Source organism: Collinsella sp. OF02-10, from assembly GCF_003463445.1.
GTDB lineage: Bacteria > Actinomycetota > Coriobacteriia > Coriobacteriales > Coriobacteriaceae > Collinsella.
This window is the reverse complement of record NZ_QSCW01000003.1, coordinates 96,402-109,881: the sequence shown is the minus strand read 5'-3', so window position 1 is coordinate 109,881 and position 13,480 is coordinate 96,402. Positions and strand designations below refer to the sequence as shown.

The 13,480-nt window shown below is 67.1% G+C and carries 13 protein-coding genes; 3 read left to right on the top strand and 10 right to left on the bottom strand.

What is annotated here, in order from left to right:
- Positions 1-9 precede the first annotated feature (9 nt).
- The 10 genes from cobS to cobM are packed head-to-tail and all read right to left on the bottom strand — an operon-like array spanning position 10 to position 9,829.
- Positions 10-777 (bottom strand): adenosylcobinamide-GDP ribazoletransferase, encoded by a 768-nt coding sequence (gene cobS / locus DXA43_RS02850; protein ID WP_117758118.1) that lies wholly within the window; start codon positions 775-777, stop codon positions 10-12.
- A complete protein-coding gene (locus DXA43_RS02845; protein ID WP_117806199.1) occupies positions 774-1,322 on the bottom strand; it encodes a bifunctional adenosylcobinamide kinase/adenosylcobinamide-phosphate guanylyltransferase in 549 nt (182 codons plus the stop codon). The genes cobS and DXA43_RS02845 overlap by 4 nt, the downstream gene beginning before the upstream one ends.
- Positions 1,319-2,461, bottom strand: a complete 1,143-nt coding sequence (locus DXA43_RS02840; protein ID WP_117757221.1) for a nicotinate-nucleotide--dimethylbenzimidazole phosphoribosyltransferase — start codon at positions 2,459-2,461, stop codon at positions 1,319-1,321. The genes DXA43_RS02845 and DXA43_RS02840 overlap by 4 nt, the downstream gene beginning before the upstream one ends.
- The gene (locus DXA43_RS02835; RefSeq protein ID WP_233502537.1) at positions 2,454-3,836 is read right to left on the bottom strand and encodes a cobyrinate a,c-diamide synthase; all 1,383 of its coding nucleotides are present in this window, start codon (positions 3,834-3,836) and stop codon (positions 2,454-2,456) included. Before DXA43_RS02835 ends, DXA43_RS02840 begins: the two co-directional genes overlap by 8 nt.
- Positions 3,833-5,305, bottom strand: coding sequence for a precorrin-6y C5,15-methyltransferase (decarboxylating) subunit CbiE (gene cbiE / locus DXA43_RS02830; RefSeq protein ID WP_117757222.1), 1,473 nt, complete (start codon positions 5,303-5,305; stop codon positions 3,833-3,835). Before cbiE ends, DXA43_RS02835 begins: the two co-directional genes overlap by 4 nt.
- Positions 5,293-6,036 carry a precorrin-3B C(17)-methyltransferase gene (gene cobJ / locus DXA43_RS02825; RefSeq protein ID WP_042435525.1) on the bottom strand — a complete coding sequence of 248 codons (744 nt, stop codon included), beginning with the start codon at positions 6,034-6,036 and terminating at the stop codon, positions 5,293-5,295. Before cobJ ends, cbiE begins: the two co-directional genes overlap by 13 nt.
- Positions 6,036-7,169, bottom strand: coding sequence for a cobalt-precorrin 5A hydrolase (locus DXA43_RS02820; RefSeq protein ID WP_117806198.1), 1,134 nt, complete (start codon positions 7,167-7,169; stop codon positions 6,036-6,038). The genes cobJ and DXA43_RS02820 overlap by 1 nt, the downstream gene beginning before the upstream one ends.
- Positions 7,170-7,859 carry a precorrin-2 C(20)-methyltransferase gene (gene cobI, locus DXA43_RS02815; RefSeq protein WP_117757225.1) on the bottom strand — a complete coding sequence of 230 codons (690 nt, stop codon included), beginning with the start codon at positions 7,857-7,859 and terminating at the stop codon, positions 7,170-7,172.
- On the bottom strand, positions 7,852-9,036 hold the full coding sequence (cbiD, locus tag DXA43_RS02810; protein WP_233539999.1) for a cobalt-precorrin-5B (C(1))-methyltransferase CbiD: 1,185 nt from the start codon (positions 9,034-9,036) through the stop codon (positions 7,852-7,854). The genes cobI and cbiD overlap by 8 nt, the downstream gene beginning before the upstream one ends.
- A 1-nt stretch (position 9,037) precedes the next feature.
- On the bottom strand, positions 9,038-9,829 hold the full coding sequence (gene cobM, locus DXA43_RS02805; protein WP_117806197.1) for a precorrin-4 C(11)-methyltransferase: 792 nt from the start codon (positions 9,827-9,829) through the stop codon (positions 9,038-9,040).
- A 458-nt stretch (positions 9,830-10,287) separates the two neighbouring features.
- Here cobM and DXA43_RS02800 point away from each other — a divergent pair, with 458 nt between their 5' ends.
- The 3 genes from DXA43_RS02800 to DXA43_RS02790 all read left to right on the top strand — a co-directional run bounded on the left by DXA43_RS02800 (position 10,288) and on the right by DXA43_RS02790 (position 13,470).
- Positions 10,288-11,214, top strand: a complete 927-nt coding sequence (locus tag DXA43_RS02800; protein ID WP_117583469.1) for a sirohydrochlorin cobaltochelatase — start codon at positions 10,288-10,290, stop codon at positions 11,212-11,214.
- Between the two features lie 146 nt (positions 11,215-11,360).
- A complete protein-coding gene (locus DXA43_RS02795) occupies positions 11,361-11,894 on the top strand; it encodes a hypothetical protein (protein ID WP_117716075.1) in 534 nt (177 codons plus the stop codon).
- A gap of 4 nt (positions 11,895-11,898) precedes the next feature.
- Complete coding sequence (locus DXA43_RS02790; protein WP_118256071.1) at positions 11,899-13,470, top strand: ABC transporter substrate-binding protein; 1,572 nt, start codon at positions 11,899-11,901, stop codon at positions 13,468-13,470.
- Positions 13,471-13,480 lie beyond the last annotated feature (10 nt).

Sequence of the window (13,480 nt, the reverse complement as noted above, 5' to 3'; positions counted from 1 at the left end):
CCACGTGCATCATAGGAGCATGCCCCCCGCCACCAGCATGGCAAGCATCGCGAGCTCGGCCCATTGCAGAAACCATCCGGCCAAATCCCCCGTCACCCCGCCGAAGCGGGACAGGGCAACATGGCGGTACCACGCGAGCGCCAAAAGCCCCGCCACCGCCATAAGGGCGCCGACGGCCTGAGCGCACGCGACCATCCCTGCAGCCGAAGCCGCAGCGAAAGCGCAAAGCGGCACGACGATCGCCGCGCGCTTCTTAGCAGGCGAGAGCCCCGCGGCCATGCCGTCCGCACGCGCGGCAGGCCAGCATTCAACGGCGAGCCCCGAAAGCGAGCGGGAGAACACGAGCGAGCACAGAAGTGCGAGGAACGCCCCCGCCGTAAGCGGCAGCGCGGTGAACAGGGAAAACTGCAGAATAAGGTACACAACAACACCGATGACCCCGAAGGCGCCCGCCCGCGGGTCGTGCATGATCTCGAGTTTTCGCTCGCGCGGGGCCCAACTTGCAAGCGCATCGGAGGTGTCGCAGAGCCCGTCTAGGTGGATGCCTCCCGTCACCGCCACAGGCAGCGCCACGAGCACGGCCGCGACGATGGTCGCGGGCACGCCGAGCAGGTTCGCAACGTGTCCCCACGCCGTCATGAGGAACCCTTCCGCAAGGCCCACCAGGGGAAACGCGGCAAGCGCATGGGTTGACCCGAAATCGGTCCAGGCCGATTTCGGGACGGGGATGCGCGAGAACGTTCCGAACGCCGCGCCGATTGCCTCTGCTATCTTCACCTTGTAGGTCCTTCACCTTTCATCCACACGGGAATCCCGCATACCACTTCGACTGCGCGGTCGGCCAGCGCCGCCACGCCCGCGTTCACGCGCGCGAGCGCGCGCCTCCATGCCTCGGTCCCCTCATCGTAGCGCATCCCATCGGCGAACACGTCGACGGTGACCACCACCGTATACGCAGCGGCTTGAGCGAGCCGTTCGATGCCTCCGAGTACCTCGCGCGCCGCAGCGTCGGGGTCACGTGGGGACAAGCCGCCTTCCGCGAAAAGCTCGTTCGCAACCAGGTTGCCCACGTCCTCCAAAAGAAGCGTGCAGCCGCGCGGAAGCCCGGGCACTGCGGCGCCCACGTCACGCGTGCGCTCGAGGGTGGAAAACCCCTTGCCCTCGCGCAGCGCCCGATGGCGCGCGATGCGGCGGGCGCCCTCTTCCCCGAAGGGCTCCATCGTTGCCAGGTACACGCGGGGGCCGTCGTGCCCGAGGCACAGGGACTCGGCGTAGGCGCTCTTGCCGCTCGTGGCGGCGCCGATGACGAGCGTCACCGTCATTTCCCGGCCTCGAAATGCTCGTAAGCAGCCATGCCAGTCGCCGTGAACGTCTTCCCATCCCGGTACACGCGCAGCGCCGAATCCAGAAGGGGCAGATACGCCATGGCGCCCGCGCCCTCGCCCAAGTGCATGCCTGCGTCGAGGGGTGCCTTTATGCCGAGCTCGCGAAGGAGCTCCCGGCTTGCGGGTTCACTTGATGCGTGGGTGCCCACGAGGTAGCCCAAGGCGTTGGGGCACAGGCGCGCCGCGCACAGAGCCGCCGTGCAGGATATGACCCCGTCGAGGAGCGCCGGCGCCTTCGAGGCCGCGGCCCCCAGGTAGAAGCCGCAAATCGCCGCGATGTCGAAGCCGCCCACCTTCGAGAGCACGTCGATCGGGTCGGCGGGATCGGGCAAGTTCGCGTCGATAGCGCGCTCGACCACGTCGCGCTTGCGCGCGAGCGAGGCGTCCGAGAGCCCCGCGCCGCGCCCGACGAGGCTCCGCGCGTCCGCCCGGATGAGCACTGCGGCCACCGCCGCCGAGGTGGTCGTGTTGCCGATGCCCATCTCGCCCGCGGCGAGAAGGCGCACGCCGGCGCGGGCAAGCCCGCACGCGACGGCGATTCCGACCTCGATCGCGCGCACGGCCCCATCTCGAGACATAGCGGAGCCGTGCGCGATGTTGCCGCTCCCCCGCCGCACGTTCGCGCGCACCATGCGCGCGTCTTCTATGCCCCGGGCCATACCCACGTCGACGGGCACGACCTCGGCACCCGCGAACGCCGCCATGCGGCAGGCGCTCGTGGCCCCCTCGCACATGTTACGCGCGACGGCTCGCGTCACGTCTTGCCCGCTTTGCGACACGCCTTCGGCAACAACCCCGTTGTCGGAGAAGAATACCGCGAGCGCACGGGGAAACTCGGCCACCTCGGCGCTCCCCTGAGCTGCGGCGATACACGCGACGGCGTCTTCAAAGTCGCCCAATCCCCCCAAGGGGTGCGCGATGGAGTCCCACGCGGCGTACGCGGCGGCGCGGGCGCACTCGTCTGCGGGCTCGATCCGGGAGAGCGTGGCTTCGAGCACGGCGCCCGGCGCCGACGAGAACGCGCGCTCGACTTCCTCGCGGATGCAGGCAAGCGCGGTTTCGGTTGCTTCAGCCATGCCGTCTCCTCTCTGCAAACGACGCCGCGGCAGACGCGAACGCGCGCGCAACGTCGGGGTTCGCAGGATAGTACACATGCGGGAAGCCCGCAACCAGGGACGGGGTGGTCGACATGCACGGCCAGCCCTTGTCGCGCCGGGGCTTCTGCGCCCAAAAGTCGCCGCCCGGGCAGGTGGACTGCCAGTAGTGGAACTCGTGCGCGCGGATGCGTGTGCCGCGCGGCCCGTAGAGCCCGTCGCGTTGGGAAGTGAGCTCCACGTACCCGAAATGGGACAGCCTTCCCCCGTTCTCGCTTGCGCCCTCAAGGGCGCCCGCAACAGGCCAGCGCCGCCCCTCGCTATCGGCGATTTCGCGCTGCAGGTACAGAAACCCACCGCATTCGGCGACCGTCGGCATGCCGGATTCCACCGCGCGCCGCACCGCCTCGCGCATCGGCGCGTTCTCGGAGAGCTGCCGCGCATGGAGCTCCGGGTAGCCGCCCCCCAGATAGAGGGCGCTTGTCCCCCGGGGCAACTCGCTATCACACAGGGGGCTGAAAAAGGCCAGCTCGCAACCAAGGTCCTCGAGCGCGTGCAGGTTCTCCTCGTAGTAGAACGAGAACGCCTCGTCACGCGCGACGCCGACGATGGGCCGCGCTCCCGCGATCGGCTCCAACCGGTAAGGTTCCTCGCGGATATCGGGGGCCGTCGCAGCTATTTCGAGCAAGCGGTCGACGTCGACGCTCTTTTCCACCAACTCGGCCATCTTGTCGATGCGCGCGGAGAGCTGCTCGACCTCGTCGGCGGTCACAAGCCCCAGATGCCGGCTTTCGAGCGAGAACGTCTCGTCGGCGGGGATATTCCCCAAAACCGCGACGCCCGTGTGCTTCTCGATCGCAGGCGCCGCGTAGGCGCAGGCAGCGGCGCTCGTCCTGTTCAGCACGACGCCGCGCACGTTCGCACAAGGCAGGAACTCGGCGATGCCGCGGATTACGGCGGCGAGCGATAAAGACGCCCCGCGCCCGTTCACCACTAAAACGACCGGCGTTTCCGTGTCGCGCGCAACCTGGTAGCTGCTCGCTTCGGCCACGCCGGGCGCCATGCCGTCGTAGAAGCCCATGACCCCCTCGAGCACCGCGACATCCGCACCCGCGGCGCCGCGTGCGAGCAGGGCGCGCAGCGTCGGGGCGTCAGCGAAGAAGCCGTCTAAGTTGCCCGAGCGCGCACCCACGACGCGGCGGTGAAAGAGCGGGTCAATGTAGTCGGGGCCACATTTGAAGGCCGCGCATGCAAGGCCGCGACGCGCGAGCGCGCGCAGGAGCGCGCACGTGACGACCGTCTTGCCGCTCCCGCTCGAGGGCGCAGCGACCATGAAGCGCGGGATGGACGTGCTCACCGGGCACCGCCTTCCCCGCCTGCGGCGTTGCAGTTAGCAAGCGAGACCACCTCAACGGATGGTTTCCCCTCGGTAGAGGGGTCCTCCCCGACAGGCGACTCAACAAGCGCCCCGACATCGGCAAGCTCCTCGGCATCCGCGCCCGTACCACGCGCGCTGACGAGGAACACGGGGTTTTGTGCCTTCATAAGATGGTGCGAGCCTACAGCCTCGGCGCGGGCGGCCGACACCTGGCAGGCCTCGAACCCCTTAAAGCGCGAACCCGAGAGGAGCGCGCACGCCTCGGTGAGCGTCTCAACGGTTACGCATGGGACGCACAGGCGAACCTGCGAGTTCTTCTCGAGCGCCGCCTCCACGATGGAGGGAAGCTCGCCCGCGCTCCCGCCGACGAACACGGCGTCGGGGACGGGCAGTTTCGCGAGCGCTTCGGGGGCAACACCGGGGACCGCATGCACGTTGCCGCACCCGAATGCATCCGCGTTCTCTCGGATGAGCCGCACGCCGGCCGCGTTGCGCTCGACCGCCCATACCGACCCCGCTCGCGCGACGAGCGCCGCCTCGATCGACACGCTCCCCGTGCCGGCGCCGACATCCCACACGGTGTCGGTCGCGGTAAGGCGCAGCTTCGCGAGCGCGACGGCGCGCACCTCCTGCTTGGTCATGGGAACGTCGCCGCGGATGAAGAGCTCGTCGGGAATGCCCGAGGAAGCGTACGGCCAGCGGGAGCTCGCGGCGCGGGATGCGCCCGCAGAGTCCGCCGCGAAAGAAGCCGCCGCGGGCGCAGACGCGCCGGCCGGCGCCTCGGAGGCTGCGCTAGAGCCCGCAGGCGACCCGGCGCAGCCTGCGAACTCGATAAGCATCACGTTCAAGTCGTCGAACGTCTGACCTGCGATTTCACTTGCGGTCGCGCAGGTGATGCGCTCGTCGGGGTACGACAGGCGCTCGGCCACCGTCACGCGCGCGTCCGCGAAGCCCGCCTGCACAAGCTCGCCCGAAAGCCGCGAGGGGTCTTCCCCGCCCGAAGTGGCGAGGAAGAGCTCACCTGCGCGCTCGGCCTCGGCCACGATGTCGCACGCCACGCCGTGAGCGCTCGCGAAGCGCCAATCCTGCCATGGACGCGCGAGGCGCGCGGCGAGATACGACGCTGAGCTTATGCCGGGAATGACGCGCACGTCCACCCGCGCGTCGCCGGAGAGCGCCTCCACCAGGCGGCGCGCGCCGCTGAACAGCCCCACATCGCCCGTCATCACGACCACGGCGCGCTGCCACGACGCCGCATCAGTGAGCGCGGCGACGATGTCCGCCGTCTTCACGAGCTCGCATCTCACCACGTCGGGCGGCACGTCGATGCCGACAAGCGCGCGATGAGCGCCGATGACCACGTCGGCGATGTCGATCGCGTCGAGCGCCGCTCGCGAGAGCAAGTCGGGGTTTCCGGGCCCCGCCCCGATGATCGTTACCTTTCGCATGGAATCTCCCGATACCCGCGCGGCGTGACCATACGGCCGCCTACGCGCTTCGTGTCCGCGTTGCCGACGAACACGGTGGTGAACATGTCGGCGTCGAACTCCCCCAGCTCGGAGAGCCTGCACATGCCCGACTGCTGCCCCTCGCGCCCGATGTTGCGTACCCAGCCGCAGAGCGTGTCGGGGGCCTTCCATTCGAGCATAATCTTCGCCGCGCGCGAGAGCCTGTCGGCGCGCTTTCTGCTGCGCGGGTTGTACAAACAGATGCAGAAGTCGGCGCTCGCCACGGCAGCGAGCCTGCGCTCGATGACCTCCCACGGCGTGAGCAGGTCGGAGAGCGACACGACCGCGAAGTCGTGGGCAAGCGGGGCGCCGAGCACCGCCGACCCGCTCTGAGCCGCGGTGGCCCCGGCGATAACTTCCACGTCTACATCGGGGTAGTCCTCCGCAAGCTCCAGCACGGGGCTCGCCATGCCGTACACGCCCGCGTCACCGCTGCACACGAGCGCCACGGCTTCTCCGCTCTGCGCGCGCGAAAGCGCCAGGCGGCACCGTTCGACCTCGTGCATCATCGGCGTCGCGAGATGCGCCGCGTCGGGCACGGCGGCGAGCGCGAGCTCCACGTATTTCGTGTACCCCACAACGATGTCGGCCGCCTCGAGCGCGCGCCGAGCCGCAATCGTCATGCCGTCGGGGCCGCCCGGGCCGATCCCCACCACAAAGAGCTTTCCCATCACCGCTCCTTATACGAAAGTTCGATAGTTACCTTGGAAAACGCGACGGTCACGCCGCCGTGAGCGAGCTTCGGGAAGATAAGTTTGCCCCCGCCCGCGAGCGCCGCGCGCTCGCACACATTGTCGACCCCCACCGTCGCACGCACGAAATCAGATGGCGAAACGCTGCCTTCGACCTGCGACAACTCCTCTGCGGAATACGTAGCAAGCGGAATCTTGCGCGCGCGGCAGAAGGCGAGCAGACCCTCCTCGTGCGCCTTCACGTCGATCGTCGCCGCCTCGCGCACGGCCGAAGGCGAGATACCCGCCTGCCCGCACGCGAGAAGAAACGCCTCCCCGATCGCTTCGGCGCACGCACCGCGACGGCACCCTATGCCCGCAACGATGCAGGGCACGACAAGGCGAAGCGGCTCGGGCGCAGGCGCCTGCGCCCGCACGCCCGCCGGCTCCCCCGCCTCACCGGCGGGCACGACATCGCCCGTCGTCTCCGCTGCGCGAACGGACGCACCTGCATTCGCGCCAGCGAACGGCGACACGACGATATCGGCCCGAGCGCGGTCGGACGCAATGTCAACCCCCTCAGGCGGCTGTCCCGAAATCGGCATGTCGGAATAGAGCGCCACGCGCCCGCCCGAAAGCAGCCGCGCCGACACTCGCTTGATGGCCTCGGGATTCGAAACGGCGAGCCCCGCACAGCGCGCCCACGTATCCACCGCCCACACGCCGCGGACGTCGGTCGCCGTGGTGATGATGGGGATGGCCCCTGCCGCGCGTGCCACAGTTTGCGCAAGCTCGTTCGCACCGCCCAAATGCCCCGACAAAAGCGGGACGGCAAAGCGCCCCGCCTCGTCGATCGCCACAACCGCGGAATCGCTTGCCTTCGAGGCGACATGCGGCGCGATCGCCCGCACGGCGATGCCCGCCGCGCCCACGAACAGAAGCGCGTCCGACGCTTCCCACGCGAGCGCCGTCCATGCGCGCAGGTCGGCCTTCCCCTCGCCGAACCCGCGCGAAACGGAAACGTCCCAGCCAGGGTCATCTTCACCTGTCTGCGCGCAATCGGAAAGCGCGCGTGCGGTGCGCTCCGCCAACGCATACCCCCTCTCAGTGAACGCTATGCAGGAAACCCTCATCTAGCGCACCACCATCGTCGAGAAGTAGCTGCCCCGATCGGGCACATCGTCGAGCGAGCAGTACACGCGCTCGCCCGGAAGCCCACAGTCCTCTACGAGCTCGGCACCGTCGAAGGCGCCCTCCTCGCGAAGGATGCGCTTCGTGTCCGCAAGCGAGCGGCGCGCCTTCATGACCACCTTCGCCCCCGGCCAGCCGATTGCGCGGCGCACGTCGTCGTAGCCGCCGGGCACGATGTGCAGAGGCGACGACATCTCGGGCGTGAGGTCGCGCTCGAGCGCCGCGGCGACCGCGCAGAAGCTCGGCACGCCGGGAATAGCGCGCGCCTCGAACCCGCGGGCGCGCACGTCGGGCGCTATGCGCTGGAATGTGGCGTAGATGCTCGGGTCCCCCAGGTTCAGCAGCGCGACGTCGCGGACAGCATCCAGGTGCGCGACAAGCTCGCGAACAAGCGAGGCATGCTCGGCCGCGCGGCGCTCGACGTCGCGCGTCATCGAGAATCGCACGGGGATCACCGTCTTGCCTGTAAGGTCGACGGCACCGCGTACGATGTCGAGCGCGACCATGGCCCCGTCCGCCGTCTGCGGTGCGGCGATGACCGGACACGATTCGATTGTGCGGACGGCCTTGATCGTGAGCAGCTCGGGGTCGCCAGGCCCCGTGCCCACCCCGTACAGCACGCCTTTACTCATACGTCGCCCCCAATTCCCCGATAACTGCATCGGCGCCCGACGTGCGGAAAAGCTCGCGGCGCTCGGCGTCGAACACGACCGCGGCGATGTCGCATCCGCCCGCCGCGCGGCGGCGCAACCTGTCCTCGATTGCCACAGCGAGCGAGGCGCGCGCAGCGTCCCCCACGCCGGCGGCCTCGATTACCTCAAGCGCCGCCGTGGTCGTGACCGACGACATGATATCGCGCACGGTCTTCGCGCCAGCGCCGGCCAAGGCCGCGTGGGCGGCCAGAATCTCCGCGCGGCAGTCGGCGGTACGCGAATGGGTGTCCATGATGCCGCCCGCAACCTTCACCAGCTTGCCGATGTGTCCCACAAGAAGGACATTGGTAAATCCCTCGCGAACGCAGCAATCAATCGCATCGCCCACGAAGTTGGAGATGAAGACCACCGGCGCACCGTTTAGGTGGAAATGCCCCGAGATGAACTGCCCGCCGTAGTTGCCGGGCGTGAGCACGACTCCGCGCCGCCCCATAGCCGCATGCTGCCGGATCTCGAGCTCGATGCTGTCGCGCAAGGCAGCAAGGCTGCGCGGCTCGACGATGCCCGTCGTGCCCAGGATGGAAATGCCGTCCTCTATCCCCAGGTGCGGGTTGAAGGTCTTTTCGGCAAGGGCAACACCCTCGGGTACCGAAATCGTCACAGCAATATTTCCAGAAAAGCCGTGCGCGGCACACACCTCGCGCACCGCCGAAGTGATCATCGCGCGCGGCGTCGCGTTGATGGCGGCCGCCCCCACCGGCTGCTCGAGCCCGGGCAACGTCACGCGCCCCACGCCCACGCCGCCATCGACGGAAACTTCCGATTCGCGCGCGGGCACGCCCTTGCTGCCCGCAGCGCCCGTGCCCGACCCCGCATGTTCCACGCGCGCGTACACGAGCACGCCGTCGGTCACATCTGCATCGTCGCCTGCGTCCTTTCGCACGGCGCACTGGGCGCACCCCTCGCCGATACATGCGTCGACCACGTTCGCCTCGACGGGCAGCCCGCCGGGGGTGACGATCGACACGCGGCCGACGGGCTTTCGTGACAAAAGCATCTCGCAGGCCGCCTTCGCCGCAAGCGCGGCGCAACTCCCCGTGGTGTAGCCGCAGCGCAGGCGGGTCGTCCCGGTATATATGTAGTGCTCGAAGGCCACGCTAGCTGCTCGCCTTCCGATACCCCGTGGCAAACGAAGGGTCGTAAAGCTTGCTGCGCTCGTACGACTCCGCTTGCGCGCCGTTGTGCGCAAGCCCACCGCGAACTCCGAGCACGCGGCCCACCACCACGAGCGCCGTGCGGTCGATGCCCTCTCGCGCGCCCGCATCAGCGAGCGTGCCCACTGTGCATCGCACCACGCGCTCCTCAGGCCAGGTCGCCTTGTACACGAGCGCCGCCGGCTCGTCGGAGCTGCGGCCCGCGGCCAAAAGCTCGGCGGAAAGCTCGGCGAGCATACCCGAGCTCAGGAAGATGACCATAGTCGAGCCGCTTTCCGCCATGGTGCGCATGCCCTCGCCCGCGGGCATGGGGGTGCGCCCGGAAAGCCGCGTGATCACGACCGACTGGCTGATTCCCGGCAGCGTGTATTCCTGGCGAAGCGCCGCCGCGGCACCGCAAAAGCTCGACACGCCGGGCACCACCTCGTAGACCACGCCGCGCGCGTCGAGCGCGTCCATCTGCTCCTGGATGGCGCCGTACAGGCACGGGTCGCCCGTGTGCAGGCGCACCACTTCCTCGCCCCGCGCATCCGCCGCGCACATCACGTCGAGCACTTCCTCCAAGGTCATGTGCGCGCTGTCGTAGACGACGCAGGATTCCTTGCACTCGGCGAGCAGCTCGGGGTTCACAAGGCTCCCCGCCCAAACGACCACGTCGGCCGCGCGTAGAAGACGCGCCCCGCGCAGCGTGATAAGGTCGGCGGCGCCCGAACCTGCGCCAACGATATGAATCATCCGAGCCTTCCCTTCCCGTTTCTCATCGCAACCGTTTACGCCGCCATTCGCGCAGCGGGCAAAACACGGCGCCTGCGGCAGCAATCGGCGCAAATACGCAGGCAGGAGGCGCAATGCCGCCCGCGCTGGCTTTGACACGTTCACAAGTGCCTACTATCATAGTAAAAGTTTCGGCAACGAGCATATGACAATCGGATAAAAGGAAATGACCGGCGCGGCGCTTGCACAGCCCGCGCTGGCTTGCGGAGGGAACCAGGTGGGAATCCTGGGCAAGGGACATTACTGTATAGGACGCGCGGGCGAACCGCCTCGCGCCCCAAGCCAGACTGCTTCGCCTTTTCCTCACGGCATCGCCGTGGCGTTAGCTCCTTGTGAACCCCGAGGGGTGCGCTTTTCTTTCGCTTGTGCCGACAAGCAACTGTCGCCGGGGGACCGGCAAACCGAGGAAAGGAAAAACCATGTCCGACCAGATGTCACGCCGCGGCTTCATGGGCGCCGCAGCAACCGGAGCCGTCGCGCTCGCCGGAGTCGCGCTCGCGGGCTGCTCCAACACCTCCGCGAGTTCCGAGAAATCTAGTGAAAAGGAGAAGGCCGCGAAGCCGGTCATCCTCGTCACGAGCTTCGGCACGAGCTACAACGACTCGCGCCACATCACCATCGGCGCCATCGAAGACGCTATCCGCGAGAAGTACTGGCAGGACTACGACATCCGCCGCGCCTTCACCGCGCAGATCATCATCGACAAGCTGAAGAAGCGCGACGGCATCACGATCGACAACATGACCGAGGCGCTTGACCGCTGCGTGGAAGACGGCGTGAAGGAAATCGTCGTGCAGCCGACGCATCTCATGGCTGGCCTGGAATACGCCGACGTGAAAGACGAGCTCGACAAGTACGCCGACAAGTTCGACAAGATCTCGCTCGGCGACCCGCTGCTCACCTCCGACGACGACTACAAAAAGGTGGCCGCAGCCATTAAGGAGAACATGGCGTCCTTCGACGACGGCGAGACGGCGCTGTGCCTCATGGGCCACGGCACCGAAGCCGATTCCAACGCCGACTATGCCAAGATGCAGGAAGTGTTCAAGAACGAGGGTTTGACGCAGTTCTTCGTCGGCACCGTCGAGGCTGAACCGACCTGCGAGGATGTTATCGCCGCCGCGAGCGCCGCAGGCTACAAGAAGGCCGTGCTCGCGCCGTTCATGGTGGTCGCGGGCGACCACGCGAACAACGACATGGCAGACGAGACCGACCCCGACAGCTGGGCTGCGAAGTTCGTGGCCGCCGGCTTCGAAGTGACGTGCCTGCTCCAGGGTCTGGGACAGAACGTCGCGGTCGACGACATCTACGTCTCGCACGTGGACGACGCCATCGCCAAGCTGTAAACTCGCCGCGCACGGGGGCGCCGGTCGCGTCCCCGTGCAACGGGCATGCGCCTTTCCCCGACTGACGACGCATGCCCGTTGCATTCGCATCCCGACCGCCCACCGCACGGCACGGGCGGTCGAAGCGATTGAAAGGAACCCCCTCCATGTTGAAGAAAACCCTCGTCTTCGCCCTGTCGGCGGCGCTTTGCGCATTCTCGCTCGCCGGCTGCGCCGGAAATTCAATCGACAGCGCAAAGGCAAGCGATGCCGATTCCCAGGAAAAGACCGAACAGGCGGCCGATGCGCCCGCGGGCGCAAGCGCTGCCCCCATCACCGCCGACAAGGTGGCCGACGGCACCTATCCAATCACCGTAGATTCCAGCTCGAACATGTTCAGGATCGTGGACGCCCAGCTCATCGTGGAAAACGGCTCCATGCACTGCGTGATGACGCTTTCCGGCACGGGCTACGGCAAGCTCTTCATGGGCACGGGCGACGAGGCTGCCGCCGCGAGCGAGGCCGACTTCATCCCCTATGTGGAAAACGCGGAAGGCAAGTACACCTACGACGTGCCCGTTGATGCGCTCGACGAGGACACCGCCTGTGCCGCGTGGAGTATTAGAAAAGAGCAGTGGTACGACCGCACACTTGTGTTCGAATCCGCCGGCGTCGATCTGCGCGCCGACGCACTGAAGTAACGCCATGCGGTCGATTCTTCCCAAGGGGGAAAACAGGAAGCTCCACAGCATCGCGGCGCGCGCGATCGCCTGCGTTCTCGTCGCCCTGCTCGCGCTTCCCTTCGCGGGGTGCAGTGCGAGCCCGAACGCGACCGGTGGCACGGCGGGCTCTCAGGAATACACGGTGAGCGTCTCACTTTCCGGCGGGTCAGGGCGCGCAAGCATCGCCTCACCCACCACAATTGTGAAGGATGGCGACACCTACACCGCGACCATCACCTGGTCGAGTTCGAACTACGACAAGATGACCGTCGACGGCGTGGACTACGCGCCCGTAAACGACGGCGGCAACTCCACGTTCGAGATACCCGTCACGCTCGACGAGGACATCGCCGTGTCGGCCGAGACCGTCGCCATGTCGACGCCGCACACCATCGACTACACGCTCCACTTCGACTCATCCACCATGAAGGAGAAATCGGGCGACGATGCAAGCGGCGGCTCCCCTGCGGGAACGGCTTCAAGCGCCGCGGCCGACTTCCACAACGCCGATTTGGGCTGCGGCTGGGAGCCGACGGGAGCGCTTCAGCTTGAATACGCCGAGCACTTCACTGTCGACGAGTTCGAAGGCGGCCTGCGGCTTATCTGCGTTTCGAACGGGGAGCGCTTCCTCGTGGTGCCGCAAGATGCGAAGGTACCTGATGGGTTAAGCTCCGACATCGCGGTCATAAGGCGCCCCGCCGACAAGGTGTACCTCGTGTCGTCGGCGACGATGTGCCTGGTCGACGCGCTCGATGCGAACGACAATATCTTAATGTCGGGCACGAAAGCCGACGATTGCTCGGTCGCGGGCTTCAAAAGCGCGCTCGGAAGTGGGGCGATCGCCTACGGCGGCAAGTACAGCGCGCCCGACTACGAGCGAATATCGGCCTCGGGCTGCACGCTCGCCATCGAGAACACCATGATCAACCACACGCCCGATGTGAAGGAAAAGCTGCAGAAGCTCGGGCTCGTCGTGCTCACCGAACAGTCGTCGAGCGAGCCCAAAGCACTCGGGCGCGTCGAGTGGATTAAGCTTTTCGGCGTCCTGTTCGACAAGGAAGACGAGGCCACGCACCTGTTCAACGAGCAGAAGGCCCGCGTCGAGCAAACGTCGGGGCTCGCGTCGTCAGGTAAAACCGTGGCGTATTTCTACATTAACTCGAACGGGGCCGCCGTCACGCGGCGGGCGGGCGACTACGTGGCGCAGATGATCGAGCTTGCAGGCGGCAGCTACGCGCTCGATGACGCGCAGACGGCGTCGACGTCAGGTTCGTCAGTAACGCTCGAAATGGAGCGCTTCTACGCGACAGCGAAGGATGCCGACATCATCGTCTACAACGGCACCATCGACGAATCGGTTGCCACCTTGAACGACTTCGTAGGCAAAAACGCGCTATTGTCGCAGTTCAAAGCCGTGAAGAACGGCAACGTCTGGGTCACAAGCGCCGACATGTACCAGCAGATGACTTCTACCGCCGACATTATCGACGAGCTGCACGGGGCGTTCACCGGCGATGACGCGAGCGACTTCCATTATCTGAGGAAGCTCGGTTAGCGCCATGAGA

Coding starts and splice junctions, on each gene's coding strand:
- DXA43_RS02845 (WP_117806199.1), bottom strand. CDS start 1,322: ATGACGGTGACGCTCGTCATCGGCGCCGCCACGAGCGGCAAGAGCGCC.
- DXA43_RS02840 (WP_117757221.1), bottom strand. CDS start 2,461: ATGGCTGAAGCAACCGAAACCGCGCTTGCCTGCATCCGCGAGGAAGTC.
- cbiE (WP_117757222.1), bottom strand. CDS start 5,305: ATGCGAAAGGTAACGATCATCGGGGCGGGGCCCGGAAACCCCGACTTG.
- cobJ (WP_042435525.1), bottom strand. CDS start 6,036: ATGGGAAAGCTCTTTGTGGTGGGGATCGGCCCGGGCGGCCCCGACGGC.
- DXA43_RS02820 (WP_117806198.1), bottom strand. CDS start 7,169: ATGAGGGTTTCCTGCATAGCGTTCACTGAGAGGGGGTATGCGTTGGCG.
- cobI (WP_117757225.1), bottom strand. CDS start 7,859: ATGAGTAAAGGCGTGCTGTACGGGGTGGGCACGGGGCCTGGCGACCCC.
- cobM (WP_117806197.1), bottom strand. CDS start 9,829: ATGATTCATATCGTTGGCGCAGGTTCGGGCGCCGCCGACCTTATCACG.
- DXA43_RS02800 (WP_117583469.1), top strand. CDS start 10,288: ATGTCCGACCAGATGTCACGCCGCGGCTTCATGGGCGCCGCAGCAACC.
- DXA43_RS02795 (WP_117716075.1), top strand. CDS start 11,361: ATGTTGAAGAAAACCCTCGTCTTCGCCCTGTCGGCGGCGCTTTGCGCA.
- DXA43_RS02790 (WP_118256071.1), top strand. CDS start 11,899: ATGCGGTCGATTCTTCCCAAGGGGGAAAACAGGAAGCTCCACAGCATC.